Annotated in this window: 23 protein-coding genes; 9 read left to right on the plus strand and 14 right to left on the minus strand. The window is 71.1% G+C overall.

Features of this window, described 5'->3' with window-relative positions; all coding sequences use genetic code 11:
• Positions 1-56: 56 nt before the first annotated feature.
• Genes ACWEBX_RS21270 through cseC form a run of 4 tightly spaced genes read left to right on the plus strand, consistent with a single transcriptional unit; the run spans position 57 to position 3,493 of the window.
• Positions 57-596, plus strand: a complete 540-nt coding sequence (locus ACWEBX_RS21270) for a SigE family RNA polymerase sigma factor (protein ID WP_355766061.1) — start codon at positions 57-59, stop codon at positions 594-596.
• A complete protein-coding gene (locus ACWEBX_RS21275) occupies positions 584-1,234 on the plus strand; it encodes a hypothetical protein (RefSeq protein ID WP_451886394.1) in 651 nt (216 codons plus the stop codon). The genes ACWEBX_RS21270 and ACWEBX_RS21275 overlap by 13 nt, the downstream gene beginning before the upstream one ends.
• Before the next feature lie 17 nt (positions 1,235-1,251).
• Positions 1,252-1,959 (plus strand): two-component system response regulator CseB, encoded by a 708-nt coding sequence (cseB, locus tag ACWEBX_RS21280; protein WP_361684732.1) that lies wholly within the window; start codon positions 1,252-1,254, stop codon positions 1,957-1,959.
• A 7-nt stretch (positions 1,960-1,966) separates the two neighbouring features.
• Entirely contained in the window at positions 1,967-3,493 is a 1,527-nt protein-coding gene (gene cseC / locus ACWEBX_RS21285; protein ID WP_451886395.1) for a two-component system sensor histidine kinase CseC, read from the plus strand.
• Between the two features lie 138 nt (positions 3,494-3,631).
• On the opposite strand, the gene ACWEBX_RS21290 is transcribed toward cseC, so the two are convergent.
• Positions 3,632-5,245, minus strand: coding sequence for an MDR family MFS transporter (locus ACWEBX_RS21290; protein ID WP_451886396.1), 1,614 nt, complete (start codon positions 5,243-5,245; stop codon positions 3,632-3,634).
• Positions 5,246-5,417: 172 nt separating this feature from the next.
• Between ACWEBX_RS21290 and ACWEBX_RS21295 the strand changes: the two genes are divergently transcribed.
• Complete coding sequence (locus ACWEBX_RS21295) at positions 5,418-6,011, plus strand: TetR/AcrR family transcriptional regulator (protein ID WP_451886397.1); 594 nt, start codon at positions 5,418-5,420, stop codon at positions 6,009-6,011.
• A gap of 28 nt (positions 6,012-6,039) precedes the next feature.
• Here ACWEBX_RS21295 and ACWEBX_RS21300 read toward each other — a convergent pair whose 3' ends face one another.
• Positions 6,040-6,726, minus strand: a complete 687-nt coding sequence (locus ACWEBX_RS21300; protein ID WP_451886398.1) for a M23 family metallopeptidase — start codon at positions 6,724-6,726, stop codon at positions 6,040-6,042.
• Positions 6,727-7,284: 558 nt separating this feature from the next.
• On the opposite strand from ACWEBX_RS21300, the gene ACWEBX_RS21305 reads away from it, so the two are divergent.
• Positions 7,285-10,416, plus strand: coding sequence for an NACHT domain-containing protein (locus tag ACWEBX_RS21305; protein ID WP_451886399.1), 3,132 nt, complete (start codon positions 7,285-7,287; stop codon positions 10,414-10,416).
• Between the two features lie 99 nt (positions 10,417-10,515).
• Here the strand turns inward: ACWEBX_RS21305 and ACWEBX_RS21310 are convergent, their stop codons facing one another.
• The gene (locus ACWEBX_RS21310; protein ID WP_451886400.1) at positions 10,516-13,044 is read right to left on the minus strand and encodes an ATP-dependent Clp protease ATP-binding subunit; all 2,529 of its coding nucleotides are present in this window, start codon (positions 13,042-13,044) and stop codon (positions 10,516-10,518) included.
• A 430-nt stretch (positions 13,045-13,474) separates the two neighbouring features.
• On the opposite strand from ACWEBX_RS21310, the gene ACWEBX_RS21315 reads away from it, so the two are divergent.
• Positions 13,475-14,068, plus strand: coding sequence for an SCO3374 family protein (locus tag ACWEBX_RS21315; protein ID WP_451886401.1), 594 nt, complete (start codon positions 13,475-13,477; stop codon positions 14,066-14,068).
• Here ACWEBX_RS21315 and ACWEBX_RS21320 read toward each other — a convergent pair.
• The 10 genes from ACWEBX_RS21320 to ACWEBX_RS21365 form a co-directional block, all read right to left on the minus strand.
• Entirely contained in the window at positions 14,047-14,385 is a 339-nt protein-coding gene (locus ACWEBX_RS21320; RefSeq protein ID WP_451886402.1) for a histone-like nucleoid-structuring protein Lsr2, read from the minus strand. The genes ACWEBX_RS21315 and ACWEBX_RS21320 overlap by 22 nt on opposite strands.
• Positions 14,386-14,613: 228 nt before the next feature.
• Complete coding sequence (locus tag ACWEBX_RS21325) at positions 14,614-15,183, minus strand: amino-acid N-acetyltransferase (RefSeq protein ID WP_451886403.1); 570 nt, start codon at positions 15,181-15,183, stop codon at positions 14,614-14,616.
• A 9-nt stretch (positions 15,184-15,192) separates the two neighbouring features.
• Entirely contained in the window at positions 15,193-15,645 is a 453-nt protein-coding gene (locus ACWEBX_RS21330; protein WP_451886404.1) for a BlaI/MecI/CopY family transcriptional regulator, read from the minus strand.
• Between the two features lie 160 nt (positions 15,646-15,805).
• Positions 15,806-15,991, minus strand: coding sequence for a hypothetical protein (locus tag ACWEBX_RS21335; RefSeq protein WP_328554209.1), 186 nt, complete (start codon positions 15,989-15,991; stop codon positions 15,806-15,808).
• Between the two features lie 300 nt (positions 15,992-16,291).
• A complete protein-coding gene (locus ACWEBX_RS21340) occupies positions 16,292-16,888 on the minus strand; it encodes a hypothetical protein (protein ID WP_451886415.1) in 597 nt (198 codons plus the stop codon).
• A gap of 278 nt (positions 16,889-17,166) precedes the next feature.
• Positions 17,167-17,964, minus strand: a complete 798-nt coding sequence (locus ACWEBX_RS21345) for a type III pantothenate kinase (protein ID WP_451886405.1) — start codon at positions 17,962-17,964, stop codon at positions 17,167-17,169.
• An 8-nt stretch (positions 17,965-17,972) separates the two neighbouring features.
• Positions 17,973-18,950: a carboxylating nicotinate-nucleotide diphosphorylase gene (gene nadC / locus ACWEBX_RS21350; protein WP_451886406.1), complete on the minus strand. Its 978-nt coding sequence runs from the start codon at positions 18,948-18,950 to the stop codon at positions 17,973-17,975.
• Positions 18,951-18,955: 5 nt separating this feature from the next.
• A complete protein-coding gene (locus tag ACWEBX_RS21355) occupies positions 18,956-20,725 on the minus strand; it encodes an L-aspartate oxidase (RefSeq protein WP_451886407.1) in 1,770 nt (589 codons plus the stop codon).
• A complete protein-coding gene (gene panC, locus ACWEBX_RS21360) occupies positions 20,722-21,714 on the minus strand; it encodes a pantoate--beta-alanine ligase (protein ID WP_451886408.1) in 993 nt (330 codons plus the stop codon). Before panC ends, ACWEBX_RS21355 begins: the two co-directional genes overlap by 4 nt.
• Entirely contained in the window at positions 21,711-22,649 is a 939-nt protein-coding gene (locus ACWEBX_RS21365; protein ID WP_451886409.1) for a Rossmann-like and DUF2520 domain-containing protein, read from the minus strand. Before ACWEBX_RS21365 ends, panC begins: the two co-directional genes overlap by 4 nt.
• Before the next feature lie 219 nt (positions 22,650-22,868).
• Here ACWEBX_RS21365 and ACWEBX_RS21370 point away from each other — a divergent pair, with 219 nt between their 5' ends.
• On the plus strand, positions 22,869-24,104 hold the full coding sequence (locus tag ACWEBX_RS21370) for a threonine aldolase family protein (RefSeq protein WP_451886410.1): 1,236 nt from the start codon (positions 22,869-22,871) through the stop codon (positions 24,102-24,104).
• Positions 24,105-24,212: 108 nt separating this feature from the next.
• On the opposite strand, the gene ACWEBX_RS21375 is transcribed toward ACWEBX_RS21370, so the two are convergent.
• Complete coding sequence (locus ACWEBX_RS21375) at positions 24,213-24,431, minus strand: hypothetical protein (protein ID WP_451886411.1); 219 nt, start codon at positions 24,429-24,431, stop codon at positions 24,213-24,215.
• A 178-nt stretch (positions 24,432-24,609) separates the two neighbouring features.
• On the opposite strand from ACWEBX_RS21375, the gene ACWEBX_RS21380 reads away from it, so the two are divergent.
• Positions 24,610-25,719 (plus strand): DUF5937 family protein, encoded by a 1,110-nt coding sequence (locus ACWEBX_RS21380; RefSeq protein WP_451886412.1) that lies wholly within the window; start codon positions 24,610-24,612, stop codon positions 25,717-25,719.
• Positions 25,720-25,829 lie beyond the last annotated feature (110 nt).

Consider the following 25,829-nt stretch of genomic DNA (forward strand, 5'->3'; position numbering starts at 1 on the left):
AGGCAACGGACAACCGGCAGCGGGCAGGCCGGAAACGGGGACGGAGGCGGTTGATCATGGCGCAGGGCGAGGTGCTCGAATTCGAGGAGTACGTCCGAACCCGGCAGGACGCGCTGCTGCGCAGCGCCCGCCGCCTGGTCCCCGATCCGGTCGACGCCCAGGACCTGCTCCAGACGGCGCTCGTGCGGACGTACGGCCGCTGGGAGGGCATCGCGGACAAGCGTCTCGCCGACGCCTATCTGCGCCGGGTGATGATCAATACGCGGACCGAGTGGTGGCGGGCCCGCAAACTCGAAGAGGTGCCCACCGAGCAACTGCCGGACGCGTCCGTGGAGGACGCCACCGAGCAGCACGCGGACCGCGCGCTGCTGATGGACATCATGAAGGTGCTGGCACCCAAGCAGCGCAGTGTCGTGGTGCTGCGACACTGGGAGCAGATGTCCACGGAGGAGACGGCCGCCGCGCTCGGCATGTCGGCCGGAACGGTCAAGAGCACGCTGCACCGGGCGCTGGCCCGGCTCCGTGAGGAGCTGGAGAGCCGCGACCTGGACGCACGCGCGCTCGAACGTGAGGAGCGGGAGCGTTGCGCGGCGTAGGAGCCCGGGCCAGAACGGCCCTGACGGCGGGGAGTTCGGCGGCGGCCGGGCTCGCCGCCCTCGGCCTTTTCGTCACCGCGTGCGCCACCGGCGGCACCGGTGCCCGCGACGAAGGGCCGGCGGGCAACGACGCGGTGGCCAAGGGCAGCATCAAGCCCGTCGTCTCCGGCACTCCGTCCAAGGCCCCGAAGCGCGTGGACGCGGTCAAGCTCGTCAAGGCCGATCCGGAGGTCAGCGCGGCGGTCAAGCGCGACCTGAAGCCGTGTGTCGGCGACGAGTACCCGGTCGACACGTCGTACGGCGACCTGACCGGCGGGGCCTCGAACGACATCGTGATCAACGTGATGACCTGTGCGGACGCCGTGGGTGTCGGCAGTTACGTCTATCGCGAGAAGAACGGCCGGTACGAGAACGTCTTCAAGGCCGAGGAGCCTCCGGTCTACGCCGAGATCGACCGGGGTGATCTCGTGGTCACCCAGCAGCTCTACGAGAAGGGCGACCCGGTGTCGTACCCGTCGAGCGAAGAAGTGATCACCTACCGCTGGACCTCGGCGCGCTTCGTCGAACAGTCCAGGATCCACAACGACTACAGCAACGCGGTGGGCGGCTCCTCCTCGCCCGCCCCGGACGCGAACTGAGAACGCGGAGCAGCCGGATGGCAGAGCAGACCCACGTCCTGTTCGTCGAGGACGACGACGTCATCCGCGAGGCCACACAACTCGCCCTGGAGCGCGACGGCTTCGCGGTCACGGCCATGCCCGACGGACTCTCGGGCCTGGAGGCGTTCCGCGCCGACCGTCCCGACATCGCCCTGCTGGACGTGATGGTCCCCGGGCTCGACGGTGTGTCGCTGTGCCGCCGTATCCGCGACGAGTCGACCGTGCCGGTCATCATGCTGTCCGCGCGCGCCGACTCGATCGACGTCGTGCTCGGTCTGGAGGCCGGCGCCGACGACTATGTGACCAAGCCGTTCGACGGTGCCGTGCTGGTCGCCCGGATCCGCGCGGTGCTGCGCCGGTTCGGGCACGCGAGCGGCGGCGCGGGCGCGGCGGCCGACGGCGGTGCGCCGGTGGAGGGCGGGGTGCTCGTCTTCGGTGAGCTGGAGGTCGACACGGAGGGCATGGAGGTGACCCGGGGCGGTACGCCGGTGGCGCTGACGCCCACCGAGATGCGGCTGCTGCTGGAGTTCTCGTCCGCGCCGGGGACGGTGCTGAGCCGCGACAAACTGCTGGAGCGGGTGTGGGACTACGGCTGGGGCGGGGACACCCGGGTCGTCGACGTCCATGTGCAGCGGCTGCGTACGAAGATCGGCCAGGACCGTATCGAGACGGTCCGCGGCTTCGGCTACAAGTTGAAGGCCTGAGCACGCCATGCGGGGGATTTTTCAGCGCTCCGCTCCGGGGAGGCCTTCGGCCGTGGGGCGGGTTCCGGTTCCGGGCGGGCGGGCGGAAGCGGGGGGTGGCGTGGGCACGGGTGCGCGCGACGGAGCGGATGCCGACGGGGACGATGTTCTCGGCGGGGGCCGGAGACCGGGCAGGGCCGGCGGCCGGGGCATCGGCATAGGGATCGACCGGTGCGCGGATTCGGGTACGAGTATCCGTACGGGCATCCGCTGGAAGCTCAGCACGGCGATCGCCCTGGTCGGCGCGCTGGTCGCCGTCGCGCTGAGCCTGGTCGTGCACAACGCGGCCCGCGTCTCGATGCTGGACAACTCGCGCGACCTCGCCGACGAGCGCATCCAGCTCGCCGAGCGCATGTACGGGCCGGGCCGGCCGCCGCCGTTCGGCGCCAAGATAGACGACCCCTCCATTCCGGCGGACCTGATCGCGAAGGTCTCGGAGGGGCGGCGGGCGACCTACGTCTCCGACAGCTCGAACGGCGTGCCGGACATCTGGGCCGCCGTCCCGCTCAGGAACGGCCAGGTGCTGTCCTGGCACGAGCGCTTCACGGACCGCAACGCGGACGTGATGAAGGATCTCGACCAGGCGCTGATCATCGGCTCGATCGCGGTCGTCCTCGGCGGCAGCGCTCTCGGCGTGCTGATCGGCGGGCAGCTCTCGCGGCGGCTGCGCAAGGCGGCGGCCGCGGCGAACCGGGTCGCCAAGGGCGAGCCGGACGTCCGGGTGCGGGATGCGATCGGCGGTGTCGTGCTCGACGAGACCGATGATCTGGCGCGGGCCGTGGACGCCATGGCCGACGCGCTCCAGCAGCGTCTCGAGGCCGAGCGCCGGGTGACCGCCGACATCGCCCATGAACTGCGTACTCCGGTGACCGGGCTGCTCACGGCGGCCGAACTCCTGCCGCCCGGGCGGCCCACCGAGCTCGTACGGGACCGTGCGCAGGCCATGCGCACGCTCGTCGAGGACGTCCTGGAGGTCGCCCGGCTCGACGGGGCCTCCGAACGGGCCGAGCTGCAGGACATCATGCTCGGCGAGTTCGTGGCCCGGCGGATCGCCGCCAGGGGGGCGGACGTCGAGGTGCGGGTGGTGCACGAGTCGGAGGTCACGACGGATCCGCGCCGGCTGGAGCGTGTCCTGCTCAACCTGCTGGCGAACGCGGCCCGGCACGGCAGGCCGCCGATCGAGGTCACGGTCGAGGGCCGGGTCATCCGCGTCCGCGACCACGGCCCGGGTTTCCCCGAGAAGCTTCTCGCCGAGGGGCCGAGCCGGTTCCGGACCGGCAGCACCGACCGCGCGGGCGACGGCCACGGGCTCGGCCTCACCATCGCCGCGGGTCAGGCCCGGGTGCTCGGCGCACGGCTGACCTTCCGCAACGTCCGGCCCGCCGGGGCTCCGGAAGGCGTGCCCGCCGAGGGCGCTGTCGCGGTGCTGTGGCTGCCGGAGCACGCGCCGACGAGCACCGGGAGCTACCCGGTGCTGCCGATGTCCGGGAAGTAGACACCGCGGTCACGAGGCCTGTCGCCGCCTCGGCGGACGACCGGCTCCGTGCACGGGAGAAGGCCCCCGGGGCGGACAACGCCGGGGGCCTTCTGTGTGAGGAGTCCAGGGGCCGGGAGGGCAGGCCCCGCGATCAGGTCAGACCGGCTCGGGGAGCTGGACCTGGGGTGCGTCGTCCGGCGTGCCACCCTCGCCGGGCTTGGGCGCGCCCGCCCCCTTGAGGGCGACCTCCTTGACGAACACCGACGAGATCATCACGATCACGGCCACCGACGCGCCCAGCAGGAAGGCCGAATGCGTACCGGCCGACACCGCGTGCTGGTAGGCCTCGCGCGCCGCCGCCGGCAGCTTCGCCAGGCTCGCCGCGTCGAGCTGCGGGGACTGCTCGGTGATCTTCGAGCCCAGTGCGCCGGCCTTCTCGGCCATGACGTCCTTGACGCGGTTGTTGAACAGCGCGCCCATGATGGCGACACCGAACGACGAGCCGAGCGTACGGAACAGGGTGGTGGAGGAGGACGCGACGCCCATGTCCTTCATCTCCACGCTGTTCTGCGCCACCAGCATGGTGACCTGCATCAGGCAGCCCATGCCCAGACCGAGGACGGCCATGTCGACGCCGGACATGAAACGGGTGGTGTCCGTGTCCATCGTCGACAGCAGGTAGAGGCCGATCACCATCAGCACACCGCCGATGACGGGGAAGATCTTGTAGCGGCCGGTGGCGGTGGTGACCCGGCCGGCGACCATCGACGTCACGAGCATCGCGCCGAGCATGGGCAGCAGGAGCAGACCGGAGTTGGTCGCGGACGCGCCCTGTACCGCCTGCTGGTAGAGCGGCAGGAACAGCGTGGCGCCGAACATGGCGAAGCCGGTGACGAACCCGATGATCGACATGAGGGTGAAGTTGCGGCTGCGGAAGATGTGCAGCGGCACGATCGGCTCGGCGGCCTTGGTCTGCCAGAAGACGAACCCGACCAGCGCGGCGACGCCGAGGCCGATGAGCTCCATGATCCGCGCGGACGACCAGGCGTACTCCGTGCCGCCCCAGGTGGTGACGAGGACGATGGAGGTGATGCCGATGGTCAGCAGCGCGGCACCGAGGTAGTCGATGCGCGTCTCGGACCGCTTCTTCGGCAGGTGCAGGACGATGCTGATCGCGGCGAGCGCGACCGCGCCGAGCGGCAGGTTGATGTAGAAGGACCAGCGCCAGCCCCAGTTGTCGGTGATGGTGCCGCCGATCAGCGGACCGCCGATCATCGCCAGCGCCATGATGCCGGCCATCATGCCCTGGTACTTGCCGCGCTCACGGGGCGGGATCAGGTCACCGATGATCGCCATGACACCGACCATGAGACCGCCGGCGCCGAGACCCTGAATGGCCCGGAATCCGATCAGCTCACCCATGTTCTGGGCCATGCCGCTCAGCGCGGAGCCGATCAGGAAGATCACGATCGACGACATGAAGGAGCCCTTGCGGCCGTACATGTCGCCGAGCTTGCCCCAGATCGGGGTGGAGGCCGCGGTGGCGAGGGTGTACGCCGTCACCACCCAGGAAAGGTGTTCGAGTCCGCCGAGCTCACCCACGATGGTCGGCATGGCCGTGCCGACGATCATGTTGTCGAGCATCGCCAGCATCATCGTGAGCATCAGCGCGAGCAGGACCACGCGCACGCTGCGCTGCCGCTTCTCGCCCTCGGCCGGTTTCCCGGTCTGCTCGGCGGCTGGTTCGGCCGCCTTCGTCGTGTCCGCCATCGTTCCCACTCCCCTATGTACCTCTGCCGTCGGACCGGCTACTTACTTGCCGACCGGCAAGCTCATCACATCCGGGAAAATAGCCCTCTAACTAGCCGGGCGTCAAGTAAGTAGGGCTAGTTTTACCTGCCGGTCGACAGGTAAGTTTCCAAGGAGCGCGAGGAAGACGAGGATGGGCGGCACCATGGACGGCATCAAGCGGCAGCGCCGAGGCGACACTCGGCAGCGCATCCAGGACGTAGCCCTCGAACTCTTCTCCGAGCACGGCTACGAGAAGACCTCGCTGCGCGAGATCGCCGAGCACCTGGACGTCACGAAAGCGGCACTCTACTACCACTTCAAGACCAAGGAAGAGATCCTGATCAGCCTCTTCCAGGATCTGACGCGGCCGCTCGACGAGCTGATCGAATGGGGCAGGCAGCAGCCGCACAGCCTGGAGACCAAGCAGGAGGTGCTGCGCCGCTACAGCGAGGCCCTGGGCGGCGCGTCACCGCTCTTCCGCTTCATGCAGGAGAACCAGGCGACGGTACGCGAGCTGAGCATCGGCGAGACCTTCAAGGACCGCATGATCAGCATGCTGGAGATCATCAAGGAGCCCGAGGCGCCGCTGACCGACCAGGTCCGCTGCATCAGCGCGCTCTTCACGATGCACGCCGGAATGTTCGTGCTCAAGGAAGTCGAAGGCGACCCCGAGGACAAGCGCAAGGCTGTCCTGGAGGTCGCGATCGATCTGGTGACACAGGCCCACGGGGGCGGGGCCGCTTAGCGCCGGAGCTCGGCGCCCGTCAGGCGGGTCAGACCTTGACGCCCATGTTGTGGAGGAACGTCACGGGGTTGACGGCCGAACCGTAGTTGGGGGTCGTACGGATCTCGAAGTGCAGGTGCGGGCCGCTGGAGTTACCGGTGTTGCCGGACAGGGCTATGTGCTGACCGGTGGAGACGACCTGACCGATGTGCACGTCGATGCGCGACAGGTGGGCGTACTGCGAGTACGTGCCGTTGGCGTGCTTGATCACGATGGCGTTGCCGTACGCCGGACCGTCACCGGCGCCGTTGCCGCCCGCCTTGACGACGGTGCCGCCGTGGGCGGCCATGACGTTGGTGCCCTGCGGCACGGCGAAGTCCTGGCCGGAGTGCTTGTGGGCCCACATGCCGCCGGCCTGGTTGAAGCTGGCGGACAGGGAGTACTTCGCGACCGGGTCGACCCAGGAGGCGGCCTTCTTCTTCGCCGCGGCCTTCTTCGCGACGGCCGCCTTGGTGACGGCGGCCTTCTTCGCGACGGCGGCCTTGGCCTGAGCGGCGGCCTGGGTGTGAACGGCGTTGGCCGCGGTGACGGTGGCGCTGCTGCTGACGCCCGTTTCGGCGGCGGTCGCGACCCCTGCGCCCAGCACGGCCGAGGCGCCCAGACCGACGGTCAGAACGGCCGCCCGAGTGCGAGCCATGGACGTAAGGGACTTGCGGGACGTGACGCGCTTCGACATGAAAACCTCGTGGAGACGGGGACAAGGGACTGAACAACCACTCCGGCGGACTGCCTGGTGCCGTGTGGGCCATTCATTGGTAACCCGCGCCCCCACCCGCACTCAAACCCCCCATCTACGGTGCGAAGTAGTACTTCATCCCAAAACTTCCCGAACCTTGACACCTCGGACATCCGGCGAGGGATCTTGTCCCTTTGGCCCGTAAAACAGGGTTTAACCCCACTTCAGGCCTGCACATCCCTTGCCAAACGTGCCCATGGCCCACCCGTCGGGGCGGCCTGCCGACAGTCCTCCCCACCCCGGGCCAAAGGTCCTTTTTGTCCGTTTTCGCATATCCACTATTCGCCCTAGTACCGGACAAACCGCCTGTGCGTCATGTCACCGGGGCCCCGCCTCCAGGCCCCCCGGAATGTGACGCGGGCTACGCCGCCTGCCCCTGTTTTCAAGGGCCTTGGGGCGTCGCCGGACCCTTCACGGGCACCCTGCGGCGGTGCTGCGCCGATCGGCTGCCGGAACATACGGTTGTCCTTCCGGCCCAACGCTCTCCGGGGGAACGTCATGGACCCAGTAACCGTCGGCACGCGCCTGGCCTCGAGCGTGGCCGCGCCGCTGGTCAGGAAGCTCTTCGTGGCCGAGGGGCCGGGAGCGGGGCTCGTGGACAAGCCCGTACGGCTCTCGGCGCTCGTCTCCTTCAAGGGCGAGAAACGGGTCGTGGGAGAGAGGGAACTGGCCGGCCTCTCGGCCGCCCTGGTCGGACGGGCCCTGCAGGGCGGGGAGCGCCCTTTCCCCGCCGACGAGGAACAGGCCGTCGTCCATGCCCTCGGCCGGACGCTGCACGCCCTGGGCGACCTCACCATGACGGACGTCCAGGCGGTGGAGCTCGGCCACCGGGCGCTCGCCGTGCGGCTGCGCGCGGCCGCCGGAGACCCCGGACGGGACCTGTCCTTCGACGCGACCCTGTTCTACGAGGGGCTCCTCGACACCGCCTGCCTCCACATCCTGCACTTCTTCACCCAGCGCTCGACGTTTGTCCCCCGCACCCTCGTGGAGCAGAGCCGCAGACAGCGCGAGCTCATCGCCAAGGTGGACGAGCTGATCGCCCGCACCCCCACGACGGGCGGCACCGACCAGGCCTTCGAGCAGCGCTATCTCGCCCATGTCGCCACCCGGCACGGCCACCTCACCATCTACGGCATCGACCTCGTCAACTCCCCGGAACGCTGGCCGCTGGACGCCGCCTACCTCAGCCTCCAGGCCCTGCGCCCCCTGGGGGACGAGGAGACCGCGGCCCCGGAGGGCGTGAGCATCGCCGCCCCCGGCGCCTCGCTGCCGGCCGAACAGGCCCTCGCGGAACAGGACCTCGTCCTCCTGCGCGGCGTGGCTGGCTCCGGCAAGACCACGCTCGTGCAGTGGCTGGCGGTGACCGCGGCGCGCGGGGAGCGGGGCGACCGCGTCCCCTTCGTCCTCCCGCTGCGCACCCTCGTCCGCCGTCCCGACGGCCTGCCCGCCCCCGACGCGTTCCTGTCCGCGGTCCGGATCCCCTTCCACGCGACCCAGCCGGACGGCTGGAGCGACAGAGTGCTCCGCCACGGCCGCGGCCTGCTGCTCGTCGACGGACTCGACGAGATTCCCGAGCGTGACCGCGAACACACCCGCCGCTGGCTGCGCGAGCTCCTCGACGCCTACCCCGGCAACCAGTGGCTCGTCACCTCCCGCCCCTCGGCCGTACGCGAGGACTGGCTCACCCCCGACGGGTTCACCGAACTCGTCCTCTCCCCCATGACCGGCGACGACGTGGCCGCCTTCATCCGCCGCTGGCACGCCGCGGCACGCCTGGACGCCACCGACACGGACCGCCTCGACGGCTACGAGCGTTCCCTCCTCGACGCCGTACGCACCAAACCGGACCTCGGCCGCCTGGCCACCAACCCCCTGATGTGCGGCCTGATCTGCGCGCTGCACCGTGACCGGCGGGGCTATCTGCCGCACGGCAGACAGGAGTTGTACGACGCCGCGCTCTCTATGCTGCTCTCGCGCCGTGACGAGGAGCGCGACATGTTCGTCACCGGAGGCGGTCACGACGGCGTCCACCTCACCGAACTCCCGCAGATCCAGCTTCTGCAACGGCTCGCCTACTGGCTCATCCGCAACAACCGGTCGGAGATGGACCGGGAGCGCGCCGAACGCATCGTCGCCGACGTCCTGCCCTCGCTCCCGGCCGCCGCCGGGCAGGGCGACGCCGCGCGGATCCTGCGCCACCTCGTCGTGCGCAGCGGCCTCCTGCGTGAACCCGCCCCGGGAACCGTGGAGTTCGTCCATCGCACCTTCCAGGACTACCTGGGCGCCAAGGCCGCCGTGGAGGACGGGGACTTCGGACTCCTGGTGCGCAACGCCGGGGAGTCCCAGTGGGCCGACGTGGTCCGGATGGCCGTCGCCCACGCCCGGCCCCGCGAACGGGCCGAACTGCTCGGCTCCATGACCGGCGCCGCGGCACGGCTCGACGGCGCGGCGGCGACCCGTGTACGGCTGCTCGCCCTCGCCTCGCTGGAGCACGCCACGCAGCTCGCGCCCGAGGTGCGGGCCGCCGTGGAGGGCGACGCGGCCACGCTCATCCCGCCGAGGACGTCGACGGAGGCCCGCGCCCTGGCCGAGGCCGGCCCCCTCGTCCTGGAACTGCTGCCCGGACCGGAGGGGCTGACCGACGCCGAGGCCCGGGGCGTGGTCATCACCGCCTCCCTGATCGGCACCGACGCGGCCCTGCCCGTACTAGCGCGCTTCCGTTCCCACCCGGCCCTTGCCGTGCGGGCCCAGCTCACCTGGGCATGGCACCGGTTCGACACCGAGCGTTACGGGTCCGAGGTCATCGCCGCACTGGACCCGGCGGGCCTGTACTTCACCGCGCACTCGGCCGCCCAGCTCGGTGTGCTGCGCGAACTGGGCGGCCGGCCCAGGCTGCAGATCGTCGGGGACATCGGCTCGGCGGAGCTGCGCTCCTGCCTTCCGCCCGACCGGGTGACCCATCTGGCACTGCGGTACAACAGCCGTCTGCGGGAGCTGGACTTCCTGACCGCCCAGCCGCGGCTGGAACAGCTCAGCCTCGACCAGTGCACGGAGGTCGACAGCTTCGCGCCTCTCGGGGAGCTGCCCCTGCGGACACTGTCGATGCTGTCCCACCAGGCACGGACCCCGCCGCCCGACGGTCTGACCGCGCTGACGTCCCTGCGTGAGCTGAACGTGGGGCACCGGCTGGCGGGCCCGTCCCTGAGCGGAGCGCTGCCCCCCGACGCGCCACTGGAGGTCCTCTCCTTCGGACTGGACGTCCTGCGGGAGACCGGGCTGCGGGGGCTGAGCCACTGGCGGTCGCTGCACACCCTGTGGCTGAGCCGGGTGCCCGGGGAGCTCGGCCCGGACGACTGGTCCGAGGCCACGGCGCTGCCGGGCCTCAGGGAGCTGCGGATCCACCGGACCGCCCTGGAATCCTTCGCATCGGCGCCGCCGCTCCCCTCGGTCGAGCACCTGGAGCTGCGGAAACCGGCGGGGAACGAGGACCTCTCCGTGCTGAGAGCCCTGCTGCCGAATCTGCGGACGGTCGATTTCGTCCTCAATTCGGACACCGGCACGGTGCCGGAACGGCTCGCGGATCAGTTGCCGGGCGAACACACGACAACCATCACCCATAACGTTCTGTGACTCCTCCCCGCCGCGTTCCGGGACTCCTCCCGGACGGGGAAAAGGGGCTGCCCCGGGACCGAAGTCCCGGGGCAGCCCCTTTTCAGGCGGACCCGGAGGTCACGCCTCCTTGCTCAGGTTGGGACCGGCACCGCCGGCGGCCTGCTCGATCGGCGGGACGTCGGGGAGCGCCGACTTCTCCTCACCCCGGAAGGTGAAGGCCTTGGTGTCGCCCTCGCCCTCCGTGTCGACGACCACGATGTGGCCGGGACGGAGCTCGCCGAAGAGGATCTTCTCCGAGAGGATGTCCTCGATCTCGCGCTGGATGGTCCGGCGCAGCGGCCGGGCGCCCAGGACGGGGTCGTAGCCCTTCTTCGCGAGGAGCGACTTGGCGGTCGGGCTGAGCTCGATGCCCATGTCCCGGTCCTTCAGACGCTCGTCGACCTTGGCGATCATGAGGTCGACGATCTGGATGATGTCTTCCTCGGTGAGCTGGTGGAAGACCACCGTGTCGTCGACACGGTTCAGGAACTCGGGGCGGAAGTGCTGCTTCAGCTCCTCGTTGACCTTGGCCTTCATCCGGTCGTAGTTCGTCTTGACGTCGCCCACGGCCGCGAAGCCGAGGTTGAAGCCCTTGGAGATGTCCCGGGTGCCGAGGTTGGTCGTCATGATGATGACCGTGTTCTTGAAGTCCACGACCCGGCCCTGGGAGTCGGTCAGACGACCGTCCTCCAGGATCTGCAGCAGCGAGTTGAAGATGTCCGGGTGGGCCTTCTCGACCTCGTCGAAGAGGACGACGGAGAACGGCTTGCGGCGGACCTTCTCGGTGAGCTGGCCACCCTCTTCGTAGCCCACGTAGCCGGGGGGCGAACCGAAGAGACGCGAGACCGTGTGCTTCTCGCTGAACTCCGACATGTCGAGGGAGATCAGCGCGTCCTCGTCGCCGAAGAGGAACTCCGCGAGGGTCTTCGACAGCTCCGTCTTACCGACACCCGAGGGGCCGGCGAAGATGAAGGAACCACCGGGACGCTTCGGGTCCTTCAGACCCGCTCGCGTACGGCGGATCGCCTGCGAGAGCGCCTTGATGGCGTCCTTCTGGCCGATGACCCGCTTGTGGAGCTCGTCCTCCATGCGCAGCAGACGCGAGGACTCCTCCTCGGTCAGCTTGAAGACCGGGATGCCGGTGGCGGTGGCCAGGACCTCGGCGATGAGCTCGCCGTCGACCTCGGCCACGACGTCCATGTCGCCGGCCTTCCACTCCTTCTCGCGCTTGGCCTTCGCCGCCAGGAGCTGCTTCTCCTTGTCGCGGAGGGAAGCCGCCTTCTCGAAGTCCTGGGAGTCGATGGCCGACTCCTTGTCGCGGCGCACACCCGCGATCTTCTCGTCGAACTCGCGGAGGTCCGGCGGCGCGGTCATCCGGCGGATACGCATCCGGGAGCCCGCCTCGTCGATCAGGTCGATCGCCTTGTCGGGCAGGAAGCGGTCCGAGATGTACCGGTCGGCGAGCGTCGCCGCCTGCACCAGGGCCTCGTCGGTGATGGACACACGGTGGTGGGCCTCGTACCGGTCGCGCAGACCCTTGAGGATCTCGATCGTGTGGGGGAGGGAAGGCTCCGCCACCTGGATCGGCTGGAAGCGGCGCTCGAGGGCCGCGTCCTTCTCGAGGTGCTTGCGGTACTCGTCCAGCGTGGTCGCGCCGATGGTCTGGAGCTCACCGCGGGCCAGCATGGGCTTCAGGATCGAAGCGGCGTCGATGGCGCCCTCGGCGGCACCCGCACCGACCAGCGTGTGCAGCTCGTCGATGAACAGGATGATGTCGCCGCGGGTGCGGATCTCCTTGAGGACCTTCTTCAGGCGCTCCTCGAAGTCACCGCGGTAGCGGGAGCCGGCGACCAGCGCGCCGAGGTCGAGGGTGTAGAGGTGCTTGTCCTTGAGGGTCTCGGGCACCTCGCCCTTGACGATGGCCTGGGCGAGGCCCTCGACGACGGCGGTCTTGCCGACGCCGGGCTCGCCGATGAGCACCGGGTTGTTCTTCGTACGGCGGGACAGCACCTGCATGACCCGCTCGATCTCCTTCTCGCGCCCGATGACCGGGTCGAGCTTGGACTCACGAGCGGCCTGGGTGAGGTTCCGGCCGAACTGGTCGAGGACCAGGGACGTGGAGGGAGTGCCCTCGGCAGGACCGCCACTGGCGCCGGCGGTCTCCTTGCCCTGGTAACCGGACAGGAGCTGGATCACCTGCTGCCGCACCCGGTTGAGGTCTGCGCCCAGCTTGACCAGGACCTGGGCGGCGACACCCTCGCCCTCACGGATCAGGCCGAGCAGGATGTGCTCCGTGCCGATGTAGTTGTGGCCCAGCTGAAGGGCCTCGCGGAGCGAGAGCTCCAGGACCTTCTTGGCACGGGGGGTGAAGGGGATGTGCCCGGACGGGGCCTGCTGCCCCTGCCCGATGATCTCCTCCACCTGCTGGCGGACCGCCTCGAGCGAAATCCCGAGGCTCTCCAGGGCCTTAGCGGCGACACCCTCACCCTCGTGGATCAGGCCCAGGAGGATGTGCTCGGTGCCGATGTAGTTGTGGTTGAGCATCCGGGCTTCTTCCTGAGCCAGGACGACAACCCGCCGCGCGCGGTCGGTGAACCTCTCGAACATCGTTAATCGCTCCTCAGAGCGGTCAGGCAGTAAGGGGACGCTCCCCTCCCTGTCCTTCCGCAGCTTAGTCCCGCAAGCGGGGACCGCTCATTCCAACTGCCGACACCGTCCTTGGCCTCCTGACCCCGAACGCCGACATCTGCTCCAACCTGATGGTGCGAGACGATGTTCCCGCAGGCCAGGCAGATACCCTCTCCCGCTGTACGCCGATGGCGAACGTGAGATGCCCGAGCCCTGCGTGTCGCCTCTCCCACTAGGCATGTCTTACCCGTGCGCACGGACAGTCCATGCCGCGCGCACCGGTTCCCTCCGCTACGGGCGAACATCAATGCCCGGCAGAACGCTCCCGCACGCCCCATTTTCAGGAACTCTGCGTGTTCACGGAAATGCCCAGCGTAACTCCGGGGGTCTTCCGGCTGTTGCTTCTTGCATGGTTCCCACCGTCCCTGTCCCCCGTCGGCCGTCCGATCCGGGTGCTCCCGTCGATCCGGTGTGCCAGTGGTACGAGAACGAACTGGGCTGGGCGGCAGTGCCCGGGACGCCGGTACGGCTGGTCACGGGGCTGCGCTTCGATGTCCTGGAGGTGCCGGCGGAGGCGGGATTCCCGGCGCTGCGGCATCTGGGTCCCGCGTCCCCGGTGGCTCTGCACGGGGAGCGGATGCGGCTGCTGGTGGCCGCGGGGAGCGCGGAGGAGCTGCCGGGGCTGCTCGACTGGCTGGAGTGGGGCGCTCTCGCGCTCGACCTCACGGCGGTCGGCGCGGGCGGAAGCGTCGAGGCTCCCCCGCCCACGGCCGGTCCGGAAACGGGGAGTGGCCCACGAGGGGCCGCCCGCTGGCTGCGGCCCCCGGAGCCCGGCCGCGCGGTGGAACCGGCGTTGCCTACGCTGTCGGCGCTGGGCGACGGGGCCGTCTGCGGGGGCGTTGGGGGCGCCCCCGATCTCGTACGGCTCGTGCAGACGATGGCGACACACTGCCACCGCGTAAGGCTGCGGCGAGCGTGCGCTCAGCCGTTGGCCTTCTCGTAGGCCTCGCGAATGGACGCGGGAACACGGCCGCGGTCGTTGACCTCCAGGCCGTTCTCCTTCGCCCAGGCGCGGATCTGCGCGGTGTCCTGGCTGCCGCCGCCGGCAGCGACACGGGCCTTTCCGCGTCCGCCCGAAGCACGGCCTCCGGTACGACGGCCACCCTTGACGTAGGCGTCGAGAAGGCCACGGAGCTTGTCCGCATTGGCGGTCGTGAGATCGATTTCGTACGTCTTGCCGTCCAGCGCGAACGTCACGGTCTCGTCCGCCTCGCCACCGTCGAGGTCGTCGACAAGAAGGACCTGAACCTTCTGTGCCACCGGATTTCCTTTCATCGATAACTTCAGGGCAAGGAGGGCCTCGCGGCGTCCGCCGTTTCGCCGTCCCTTGTTATATGCAGTACTGCAGTACGTCGGAAAGCAAACCGCTTTTGCTGGAAAAACACAAACCCCCGGCAGAGACTCATGGGACTCCGCCCGCACGGAAACATGCGCGTTTCGGACATAGGGAACGTGGGCAACGCACTCCGCCGGAATAGCCGGTCGCGATCACAGATGCAGAAGCATCCGGCTGTTGCCCAAGGTGTTCGGTTTCACTCGTTCGAGACCGAGGAACTCCGCGACGCCCTCGTCATAGGAACGCAGGAGCTCGGCGTAGACATCGGTGTCGACGGGTGTCTCACCGATCTCCACGAAGCCGTGCTTCGCGAAGAAGCCGACTTCGAAGGTCAGACAGAAAACCCGTCGAACACCGAGCCAGCGGGCGGTCTGGAGCAACTTCTCCAGCAACTGATGACCGACGCCCAGGCCCTTGACCGTGGGGTTCACCGCGAGAGTGCGGACTTCCGCGAGGTCTTCCCACATCACGTGGAGGGCGCCGCAGCCGACCACCTCGGCGTTGTCGTCGCGTTCCGCGACCCAGAACTCCTGGATGTCCTCGTAAAGGGTGACGGTGGGTTTGTCGAGCAGGATACGGCGGCGCACGTTCGCGTCGAGGAGTCTGCGTACGGCCGCGACATCGCTGGTCCTGGCCCGCCGGACGGTGACGGCTTTTGCGCTGACTTCGGGATGCTCCGCCGGAAGCTCTGCCGGAACCTCCGCGGGATGCTCTGCTGACATGAGCGGACGCTATCGCCCGGAGGCGTCCCCGTCGGCGGCGGGGTTCTCCCCGGAGGGCTCGGGCGCCGGTGGCCTTTCGGCGGCTTCGGGGGCTCGCGGTTCGGGCCCTTGCACGATGCGTACGGCATCGCTGAGGGCCACGCGCTGTTCCTCGCTCATCATCCCGAAGAAGGCGACGAGAGCGGCTGCCGGGTTGTCGCTCTGCGACCAGGCGTCGTTCATCAGGGCCGCCGAGTAGGCGGCCCGTGTGGAGACCGCCTCATATCGATAGGCCCGGCCTTCCGCCTCGCGGCGCACCCAGCCCTTCTGATGGAGATTGTCCAAAACGGTCATCACCGTGGTGTACGCGATGGACCGTTCCTGTTGAAGGTCTTCCAGGACTTCCCGAACGGTCACCGGGCGGTTCCACTTCCACACCCGCGTCATGACCGTGTCTTCGAGTTCTCCCAATGGGCGAGGCACAGTTCAGAACAATAGTGGGAGATGGCCAACAAAAAGGGCGTACGACTCGAAGGACCTGGGAAGCATCCGAGTCGTACGCCGGTGACGGCACGGTGGCCCGGTGTGCGGCGGGCCCGCGCCGAGGGGGTCCGGGCGGGAGGCGCGCCGGGCCGCCCGGGGCTCAGGCCCCGGCGTCCTTGGGGGCCGAGGCCTGCTGGGCGGCCTCCACGCGCGCGAGGGCGGCGTCGACGACCCCGTCCTCCTTGGCCTTGTTGGCCCCGCCCTGACTCTTCACGATCGTCACGATGAGCCCGATGAAGAACACGGCCATCACTACCGGGGGCACGAGCGCGGAGACGTAGTCCATGCCCCCAGACTAGCCAGGGGGCGCCGTTCTCGGATCGGCCGGGGTCTGCGACGACTCCTAGGGCCTGTCTGACAATTCGCGTCGTCGCCCGAAGGGCGGCCCGGCGGCGTCATGGGGGTCCCCCCTGCTCGAGCGGAGCCGAGAGCTCGGGGGAGCGTGCTCTCGGCGTGCCGGCCCCAGGCCTGCGTACTGGATGCACTCGGGTCTGGGGCCGGTGCGGCGAGTGGGGGTCCCCCCTGCTCGAAGAGCTTGGGGAGCGTGCATGGCGTCGCCGGGCAGACGCGAATTGTCAGACAGGCCCTAGCCCGCCGCGAGTTGCTGCGGCGGTTCGGCCGGAGGGGGGCCCGGCTTGCGCCGGGGCGGGAAGACCTCGCCCGGGGTGGGGATCGGCCGGTCCGGGCGGGGGGAGCGGACCGGCGGCTGGGGCTGCGGTCTCGGCTCGGGCCTCCGGTCGGGCTCCTCGGCGGCTCGGCCGCCGGGGAGGGCCAGCAGACGGGCGCGGGACGCGGGGACCGAGGCGACCGCGCGGCCCGCGAGCCGGGCCCGCACGTCCTGCTCGGCGAGGCCCCGGCAGCGCTCCAGGAGAACCGCCGCGACGGGGTTGCCGCGCAGCGCGCGGAGTGCGGCGAGGTCGTCGGGGTTCGGCCGGTATCCGGAGGCGAGGACCTCCTCCAGGAGGGCCAGATAGCCGGCGGCGGTGCCCGGCAGGGCAGCCCGGTAGCGGGCGAGGTCGGCCAGCAGGAAGGCCCGGAGCCTGGCCCCCTCGTGGGCCGCCTCGTCGAGGGACTCGGCGAGGCGGAGGCAGTCCTGGACGTCCTCGGCCGAGACGGGGCAGGGGTGCAGGGCGAGGGCGAGGGCACGGCGGAGCACACGCAGCTCCTCCGCACCGAACGCCATGCCGCCGTGGGATCCGTAGGGCGTGGGCATGGGGCGACGATACGTGCTAATCAGACAAAATCCGCATAGCGGAAGAAATGTGGCGCGTCCCGCTGTCGCCGGACGCAGGGTGCCGGCCGGGGAGCCGTCCGGGAATCCGGAAGCACGCCGGGCGCCGCCGTGGCCCGCCGCAAGGGAAGCCGAAGAAGCTCCCCGTTCGCAGGGCCCTGAAGGCCCGAAGGGGCCCCGCGAACGCGGAGCCCCTTCGGTACCGGCTGCCCGCCTCGGGCGGGCGGAGGTCACATGCGCGAGACGTTCCGCTCGTACACCAGACGCAGCCCGATCAGCGTCAGCCACGGCTCGTGCTCGTCGATCACCGAGGACTCGCCGAGGACCAACGGAGCCAGTCCGCCGGTCGCGATGACGGTGACGTCCTCGGGGTCGTCGGCGAGCTCGCGCGCCATCCGGTTCACGACCCCGTCGACCTGGCCCGCGAACCCGTAGATGATGCCGGACTGCATCGCCTCGACGGTGTTCTTGCCGATCACCGCGCGCGGCCGGGCCACCTCGATCTTGCGGAGCTGCGCGCCCTTGACGCCGAGCGCCTCGACGGAGATCTCGATGCCGGGGGCGATGACGCCGCCGATGTACTCGCCCCGCGCGCTGACCGCGTCGAAGGTGGTCGCCGTACCGAAGTCGACGACGATCGCCGGTCCCCCGTACAGCTCGACGGCGGCCACGGCGTTGATGATCCGGTCGGCGCCGACCTCCTTGGGGTTGTCCGTGAGGATCGGCACGCCCGTCTTGACGCCGGGTTCGACGAGCACGGCGGGGACATCGCCGTAGTAGCGCCGTGTCACCTCGCGCAGCTCGTGCAGCACGGACGGCACGGTCGCGCAGATCGCGATGCCGTCGATGCCGTCGCCGAGCTCCTCGCCGAGCAGCGGGTGCATGCCCATGAGGCCCTGCAGCAGCACGGCGAGTTCGTCGGCGGTGCGGCGCGCGTCGGTGGAGATGCGCCAGTGCTCGACGATCTCCTCCCCGTCGAAGAGGCCGAGGACCGTGTGGGTGTTGCCTACGTCGATGGTCAGCAGCATGGCCGGGGTTACTCCGCCGCTCGCAGGTCGAGGCCGATGTCGAGGATCGGGGAGGAGTGCGTGAGCGCGCCCACCGCCAGGAAGTCGACGCCCGTCTTCGCGTAGGCCGCGGCGTTGGCGAGGGTGAGCCGGCCGGACGCCTCCAGCAGGGCACGGCCGGCGACGAGGGCGACCGCCTCCTCGCACTCGACCGGCGTGAAGTTGTCCAGCAGGATCAGGTCGGCGCCCGCGTCGACGACGTCACGCAACTGGTGCAGGGTGTCGACCTCGACCTCGACGGGGACCTCCGGGAACATCTCCCGTACGGCCTTGAAGGCCTCGGCCACACCACCGGCGGCGACCACGTGGTTGTCCTTGACCAGCGCCGCGTCGGACAGCGACATGCGGTGGTTGACGCCACCCCCGCAGCGCACCGCGAACTTCTCCAGGGAGCGCAGGCCCGGCGTGGTCTTGCGGGTGTCGCGCACCCGCGTCTCGGTGCCCTCCAGGGCGTCCGCCCACGCGCGCGTGGCGGTCGCGATGCCGGAGAGACGGCACAGGAGGTTGAGGGCGCTGCGTTCGGCCGTCAGCAGGTCGCGGGTGCGCGTGGTGACGCTCAGCAGCTTCTGGCCGGCCTCGACGCCGTCGCCGTCGTCGACGTGCCGCTCGACCTCGAACTCGTCGGTGCAGACCACCGACAGGACGGCCTCGGCGACGCGCAGGCCCGCGACGACTCCCGCGTCCCGGGCCGTGAAGTCGGCGGTGGAGACGGCGTCCTCGGGGATGGTCGCGACCGTCGTCACGTCCACGCCGTGGTCGAGGTCCTCCTGGATCGCCACGTTCGCGATGTCCTCGACCTCCAGGGGGTCGAGTCCGGCGTCGGCCAGGAGCTGGGCGAGAGCGGGATCGAGGCCGCACTCCATGTACGCCTCGTCCATGTCTGCGCCGCAGCCGCAGCCGTCGCCGCAGCCGCCGCTCTCGGCGAGGGGAAGGTCGTGGGTGCTCACTTCGGTCACTGCTCCTGGGGACGGGACGGGGGCGCCGGGTGGGGCTGCCGGGATGTCGGGGGGAAGTCTGCGGTATCGGTGGTGCGGACGGCGAGGGTCCGGTCGGGATTCAGCCGTACGACGATGTGGCGGCGCCACTGGTCGTCGTCGCGGTCGGCGTGATCCTCCCGCCAATGGCAGCCGCGGGTCTCCTCGCGCAGCAGGGCGGCGGCGACCAGGACGCGGGCCACGCACAGCAGGTTGGTGGCCTCCCAGGTGTCCACGCCGGGCTCGGAGGTCTTGCCGTTCTCGTCGAGGGCGTCCCGCGCGTCGGTGTGCAGCCGCTGGAGCTGTGCGGCCGCGTCCGCGAGGGACTCGGCGGAGCGCAGCACACCGGCGCCGACCGTCATGATCCGCTGGATCGCGAAGCGGGTCTCGGGGGCGAGCAGCGGGTGCGCGGGCGTCTCGGGGTGCGGCACCGGCTGGGCCACGCGCGCGTGCGGACCGTCCTCGGCGTGGCTCGCCGCGATGTCGGCGGCGATCCGCTCGGCGTAGACGAGGCCCTCCAGCAGGGAGTTGGAGGCGAGCCGGTTGGCGCCGTGGACGCCCGTGCAGGCGACCTCCCCGCACGCGTACAGGCCGGGGACCGTGGTGCGGCCCCGGGCGTCGGTGCGGACGCCGCCCGAGGCGTAGTGGGCGGCCGGGGCGACCGGGACGGGCTCGGTCACCGGGTCGATGCCGTTGGCGCGGCAGGCGGCGAGGATCGTGGGGAAGCGGTTCTCCCACATGGCGGCGCCGAAGTGCCGGGCGTCGAGGTACATGTGCTCGGCGTCCTGCTCCTGCATGCGGCGCGTGATGCCCTTGGCGACGATGTCCCGGGGCGCCAGTTCGGCCAGCTCGTGCTGTCCCACCATGAAGCGCACGCCGTCGGCGTCGACGAGGTGGGCGCCCTCGCCGCGTACCGCCTCGGAGACCAGCGGCTGCTGGCCCTCCGCGTCGGCTCCGAGGAAGAGCACGGTCGGGTGGAACTGGACGAATTCGAGGTCGGAGACCTCGGCGCCCGCGCGCAGGGCGAGGGCCACGCCGTCGCCCGTGGAGACGGACGGGTTGGTGGTCGCGGAGTACACCTGGCCCATGCCGCCGGTCGCGAGGACCACGGTGGGGGCGTGGACGGCTCCCACGCCGTCGTGCTGGCCCTCTCCCATGACGTGCAGGGTCACACCCGCGGTGCGGCCCTCGGCGTCCGTCAGGAGGTCGAGGACGAGCGCGTTCTCGACCGTGCGCAGACCGCGCGCGCGGACCGCCTCGACGAGGGCCCGGGAGATCTCGGCGCCGGTCGCGTCACCGCCCGCGTGCGCGATGCGGCGGCGGTGGTGGCCGCCCTCGCGGGTGAGTTCGAGGCGGCCCTCGGAGGACTCGTCGAAGTGGGCGCCCGTCGCGATGAGCCGTCGGACGGCGTCCGGGCCCTCGGTGACGAGGATGCGCACGGCCTCCTCGTCGCACAGGCCCGCGCCCGCGACCAGGGTGTCGTCGAGGTGCTGCTCGGGGGTGTCGCCCTCGCCGAGAGCGGCGGCGATGCCGCCCTGCGCCCAGCGGGTGGAGCCGTCGTCCAGGCGGGCCTTGGTGACCACGACGGTCCGCAGCCCCGCGGCCTCGCAGCGCAGCGCGGCGGTGAGCCCGGCCACGCCGGAGCCGACGACCACGACGTCCGCGGTCAGGGCCCAGCCCGGGGCGGGCGCGTGCAGGCGTATGCCGGTGCCAGTGGCGGTCTCTGAACCTGTGCCTTTGCCGGTCACGAGGCGGCTCCGAAGGTGAGGGGAATGTTGTCGATCAGTCGGGTCGTCCCGACCCGGGCGGCGACGGCGAGGACCGCCTCGCCGGTGAAGTCGTCCGGGATCTCCGTGAAGTCGTCCGGGTCGACGAGAGCGAGATAGTCCAGGACCAGCGGCGGCCGCAGGCGGGCCGCCTCGTCGAGGACCAGCCGGGCGGCCGAGCGGACGCCGCCGGGCCAGCCGGGGACGGCCTTGGCGACGGCGTGCGCGTCGGCCGCGGCCCGGGACTCGCCCAGGGCGCTGAGGGCCTCGGCGCGCTCGCGCGTGGCGGGCACCTCCAGGGCCCGCGCGCGCAGCGCCTCCTGGGCGGCGTGCCGGTCACGGCCGGCGAACAGGGCCTGCGAGAGGGCGAGCGCGGTGCGCCGCTCCTCGGCCGAGAGGTAGCGGTTGCGGCTGGAGAGGGCGAGCCCGTCCTCCTCGCGCACAGTGGGGACGGCGGTGATCTCCACACCGAAGTTCAGGTCGCGTGCCATGCGCCGGATCAGGGCGAGCTGCTGGGCGTCCTTCTGGCCGAACAGGGCCACGTCCGGCCGGGTCAGGTGCAGCAGTTTGGCGACGACGGTGAGCATGCCGTCGAAGTGGCCGGGCCGCACGGAGCCCTCCAGGCGTTCGCCCATCGGTCCCGCGGAGATCCGGACCTGGGGTTCGCCGCCGGGGTAGACCTCGTCGGCGGAAGGGGCGAACACGACGTCCGCGCCCGCCTGTTCGGCGATCTTCAGGTCGGCGTCGAGGGTGCGCGGGTAGCGGTCGAGGTCCTCGCCCCGGCCGAACTGGAGGGGGTTCACGAACACGGTGACGACCACCTCGCCCGCCTCTCCGGCGATCTCGCGGGCGGCGCGGATCAGGGTGGCGTGGCCCTCGTGGAGGGCGCCCATGGTCATCACGACGGCTCTGCGGCCGGTCCGGGTCCGCGCGGACAGTTCGCCGGCGGTGCGCAGCAGGGCGGTGGTCATCGGGTGTCTCCCTCGGTCCCCTGGGTCGCGTCCGTCCCGGCGGCGAGTACTCCCAGGAGGTCCTCGGCGAGTTCCGGCTTGAGCAGTCCGTGGGCGAGCGCGCGATCGGCGGTCGCGCGGGCCATCGCGAGATAGCCGGCCACGGTCCCGGGGGCGTGCCGGCGCAGTTCGGCGACGTGCGCCGCGACCGTGCCCGCGTCCCCGCGCGCGACGGGTCCGGTCAGGGCCGCGTCGCCCGACCTGAGCGCGTTGTCCAGGGCGGCGCCGAGGAGGGGGCCGAGCATGCGGTCCGGGGCCTCGACACCGGCGGTGCGCAGCAGTTCCATCGACTCGGCGACGAGGGTCACCAGGTGGTTGGCGCCGAGCGCGAGGGCCGCGTGGTAGAGCGGCCGGGACTCCTCGGCGATCCACTCGGGCTCGCCGCCCATCTCGATCACGAGGGCTTCGGCGGCCAGCCGGAGCTGGTCGGGGGCGGTGACGCCGAAGGAGCATCCGGCGAGCCGCTGGACGTCCACCGCGGTGCCCGTGAACGTCATCGCGGGATGCAGGGCGAGCGGCAGGGCGCCCGCCCTGAGAGCCGGGTCGAGCACGCGCGCGCCGTACCGTCCGGAGGTGTGCACCAGGAGCTGTCCCGGGCGGACGGCGCCCGTGTCGGCGAGTCCTTCGACGAGCCCGGGGAGCGCGTCGTCGGGAACGGTCAGCAGGACGAGGTCGGCGCGCTCCAGGACCTCGGCCGGGGACACCAGCGGGACGTCGGGCAGGAGCTGCGCGGCACGCCGCCTGGAGGCGTCGGAGACGCCGGAGACGGCCACCGGGCGGTGTCCGGCGAGCTGGAGCGCGGCGGCGAGCGCGGGTCCGACACGGCCGGCGCCGACGACACCGACGGTCAGCCGCGCGGGGCGGTCCTTGGGCTCTGGCTGGGGATACGTACTCACGCGACGGCGGCCTTCCGTTCCAGTCCGCTCGGGGTACCGGACGATTTCTCGTCATGTTAACGCGATTGGTCCGGGGGGAGTCCGGCCGTCCACAGGCTGTGGGTTTCCGCACGCCGCGACGCCGGTGGGGCCCATGGCCGGGTGAACGGGATTTCCACAGGTCACCGGCGTGCGGAATTCGAGGTGACCGGCCGGGCCCGCCCGGGACATGATCCTGGGATGAGCGATACGGCGGCACGAAGCGGTACGGACCCCGCGGAGCGGGGCGAGGCGGAGCCCGCGGGACAGGGCGGGGAGGGGACGGCGGGGCTGTCTCCCGAGGAGCGGTTCGAGCGGCGCAGGGTGGCCTGGAAGGCGGCCGGGCGGGTGCTGTGGCAGCCCGGCTACCAGTCGTCGCTCCGCGAGCGCCTGGCCTGGCTGAACGAGGGCGCCGGTGACGTGTGCGACCTCGACGAACGGGTCGACATGTACGGCGGCGGCCTCGTCGAGACCCTGGAGGAGCGGGTCGCCGAACTGCTGGGCACGGAGGCGGCGGTCTTCTTCCCGACCGGGACCATGGCCCAGCAGGTCGTCCTGCGCTGCTGGGCGGGCCGGACCGGCGACGCGACCGTGGCCCTGCACGGGCTCAGTCACCCCGAAGTCCATGAACGGCAGGCGTTCAGCCAGGTCAGCGGCCTGCGTCCGGTGCGTCTGACGAACGAGCCCCGGCTGCCGACCGCCGAGGAGGTGCGGGACTTCCCCGAGCCGTTCGGCGCGCTGCTGCTGGAGCTGCCGCTCCGGGACGCCGGTTTCGTCCTGCCCACCTGGGAGGAGCTCACCGAGGTCGTCGAGGCGGCCCGGGAGCGGGACGCGGTGGTGCACATCGACGGGGCTCGGCTGTGGGAGTGCGCCCCGCACTTCGGCCGCCCCCTGGAGGAGATCGCCGGCCTCGCGGACAGCGTGTACGTCTCCTTCTACAAGTCGCTCGGCGGGTTCGGCGGTGCCGCCGTCGCGGGGCCGAAGACCCTCGTGGACGAGGCGAAGACCTGGCGGCACCGGTACGGCGGCATGATCATCCATCAGTTCCCGACCGTCCTGTCGGCGCTGATCGGCCTGGAGCGGGAGCTGCCCAGGCTGCCGGAGTACGTCGCCCACGCGCGCGTGGTGGCCGGCGCCCTGCGCGAGGGCTTCACGGAGGCGGGGGTCCCCTGGGTCCGTGTCCACCCGGAGGAGCCGCACACCCACCAGTTCCAGGTCTGGCTGCCGTACGACCCCGACGTCCTCGGGGACGCGGCGCTGCGGCAGGTCGAGGAGACGAGCACGGGCCTGTTCGCCCAGGGCTGGAACCGGGGCGGCCCGGGACTCGCGTACACCGAGGTCACCGTGGCCGAACCGGCTCTGGAGTGGACGGCGGACGATGTGAAGGCGGCGGTCCGTACGTTCGTGGAGAGACTGCCGGACCGGGACGCCACATAGTCCGGGGGCGTGCACGCCCCCTCGTGGGACGGGGCCCGCGCGGCCCCTCGTAGGACGGAAGCGCCAGCGGTCACGGCGCGGCTCCGGGGTGGCCGGGCGGGGCGGGTCTCAGCGGAGCGGCCGGCCGTGCCCGCCGTGCAGCCACCGGCCCAGGGCTCCGCGCAGGCGGCCACGGGCCGGATGTCCGGCCATGACGGCCCGGAACCGCCGGTAGTCGCGCACCTCCCGCGCGGTCTCCCAGTCGTGGCTGCCGGGTGCCGGAGGAGCGGCCTCCCCGTGCTGCGAGGACCGGTAGCTGTCCAGGATGTACTGCTGGGTGATGCTCATGGCCGACCGCCTCTCGGGAGAGGGATGGGATCCGAAGGACCCGCGAGAACCGCCCCGGTCGTCCCAGGCTGCGCCTGATCACAGCGGCTGTCGCTCCGATTGACGGCCGTCGTCAATCGACGGCGGCCGCTGTCGAGTGACGACGGCCGCTGTCGGTGGCGGGGTGCACCATGGGGGCATGAGCGTGCACATCGACATCGGCGGCCTGCGGCCGGAGCGGGTCGCCGTCGTGCCGTCGCCGCTGGCCGAGCTGGGGATGGCGCTGCACGCGCTGGCGGAACCGGGGCACCACCCCGGGCTGCAGGGCTGGACGACGGGAGTGACCGCCGGACTCGACGCCCATCTCGCGGACCGGATGTGCGAGGCGGACTTCCTGTGGCGTACGACGTTCTCGGACCTGTTCCTGCCGTGCGCGGGCATCCCGGGCGGGGCCTCGGTGCCGGGCGGGACGCTGGCCGAGGACCTCGACCTGCTGGACAAGCTCACCGACGAGCAGTTCGTGGACGCGGCCCTGGAGTTCACCTGCGCGCTGGCGTACGGCACCGAGGGGCCGCACGCCCTCTCCGACCCCGAGGTGCGGCGCCGCGCCGTGGATCTGGCCGCCTCGCGGGGGCCGCAGCAGACCCGGTTCACCGAGCGGCTGCTGGTGGACCCGCCGGGCGTGCGGGCCTGGCTGCGGCAGTTCCTGGAGGACTGCGACGAGGCCTTCTTCGCGGAGACCTGGGCCCGGCTGCGCCACCCGCTGGCCGCGGAGGCCCGTCACAAGACGGATCTGCTGCGGCACAAGGGACTGTCCGAGGCACTGGCCTCCGTCGCCTCCGCCCTGTCCCTGGACGAGGCGGCGCGGATGATCACCGTCGACAAGCTGACCGAGGGGAACACGACGGTCACGGCGGACGGCGGTCTGCTGCTCGTGCCCACCAGCCTCGGCCGCCCGCACCTGATGGTGCTGCACCGCTATCAGTGGCAGCCGGTGCTGCACTACCCGGTCAGCTCCCCCGAGCTCGCCGCCCCGCCCTCCGTCGAGCAGCTCACCCTGCGGATGGCCGCCCTGTCGCACCCGGTCCGGATGCGTATCTGCCGCCATCTGGCCCGCAGCGCGTACACCACCGGCGAGCTCGCCCAGGTGCACGGCATGACCGCGCCGGAGATATCCCGGCACCTGAGCGTGCTCAAGAAGGCGGGGCTGATCACCACGCGGCGGCGCGGACGCTATGTGCTGCACCAGCTCGACGTCGGCGTGGTGGCCCGGCTGGGCAGCGATTTCCTGGAGGGGATCCTGCGCTGAGGGCCCGGTTCCGGTCCGGTGGTGGGTCGGGGCCGTGCCGGTGCATCAGCCCGTCGCCGTTGGACGGAGAGGTGAGCGTCGGTGGCGACGGGCATCGATGTACCGGCACG

The organism is Streptomyces sp. NPDC005070, from assembly GCF_053600395.1.

What these genes read in the sequence shown, in the direction of transcription:
- ACWEBX_RS21340 (WP_451886415.1), bottom strand. Translation starts at nt 16,888, where the DNA reads ATGGCGTTCGGTGCGGAGGAGCTGCGTGTGCTCCGCCGTGCCCTCGCC.
- ACWEBX_RS21290 (WP_451886396.1), bottom strand. Translation starts at nt 5,245, where the DNA reads ATGGCGGACACGACGAAGGCGGCCGAACCAGCCGCCGAGCAGACCGGG.
- ACWEBX_RS21270 (WP_355766061.1), top strand. Translation starts at nt 57, where the DNA reads ATGGCGCAGGGCGAGGTGCTCGAATTCGAGGAGTACGTCCGAACCCGG.
- ACWEBX_RS21335 (WP_328554209.1), bottom strand. Translation starts at nt 15,991, where the DNA reads ATGGACTACGTCTCCGCGCTCGTGCCCCCGGTAGTGATGGCCGTGTTC.
- ACWEBX_RS21370 (WP_451886410.1), top strand. Translation starts at nt 22,869, where the DNA reads ATGAGCGATACGGCGGCACGAAGCGGTACGGACCCCGCGGAGCGGGGC.
- cseB (WP_361684732.1), top strand. Translation starts at nt 1,252, where the DNA reads ATGGCAGAGCAGACCCACGTCCTGTTCGTCGAGGACGACGACGTCATC.
- ACWEBX_RS21310 (WP_451886400.1), bottom strand. Translation starts at nt 13,044, where the DNA reads ATGTTCGAGAGGTTCACCGACCGCGCGCGGCGGGTTGTCGTCCTGGCT.
- ACWEBX_RS21325 (WP_451886403.1), bottom strand. Translation starts at nt 15,183, where the DNA reads ATGTCAGCAGAGCATCCCGCGGAGGTTCCGGCAGAGCTTCCGGCGGAG.
- cseC (WP_451886395.1), top strand. Translation starts at nt 1,967, where the DNA reads ATGCGGGGGATTTTTCAGCGCTCCGCTCCGGGGAGGCCTTCGGCCGTG.
- ACWEBX_RS21295 (WP_451886397.1), top strand. Translation starts at nt 5,418, where the DNA reads ATGGGCGGCACCATGGACGGCATCAAGCGGCAGCGCCGAGGCGACACT.
- ACWEBX_RS21380 (WP_451886412.1), top strand. Translation starts at nt 24,610, where the DNA reads ATGAGCGTGCACATCGACATCGGCGGCCTGCGGCCGGAGCGGGTCGCC.
- ACWEBX_RS21375 (WP_451886411.1), bottom strand. Translation starts at nt 24,431, where the DNA reads ATGAGCATCACCCAGCAGTACATCCTGGACAGCTACCGGTCCTCGCAG.
- panC (WP_451886408.1), bottom strand. Translation starts at nt 21,714, where the DNA reads ATGACCACCGCCCTGCTGCGCACCGCCGGCGAACTGTCCGCGCGGACC.
- ACWEBX_RS21305 (WP_451886399.1), top strand. Translation starts at nt 7,285, where the DNA reads ATGGACCCAGTAACCGTCGGCACGCGCCTGGCCTCGAGCGTGGCCGCG.
- ACWEBX_RS21300 (WP_451886398.1), bottom strand. Translation starts at nt 6,726, where the DNA reads ATGTCGAAGCGCGTCACGTCCCGCAAGTCCCTTACGTCCATGGCTCGC.
- ACWEBX_RS21345 (WP_451886405.1), bottom strand. Translation starts at nt 17,964, where the DNA reads ATGCTGCTGACCATCGACGTAGGCAACACCCACACGGTCCTCGGCCTC.
- ACWEBX_RS21315 (WP_451886401.1), top strand. Translation starts at nt 13,475, where the DNA reads ATGGTTCCCACCGTCCCTGTCCCCCGTCGGCCGTCCGATCCGGGTGCT.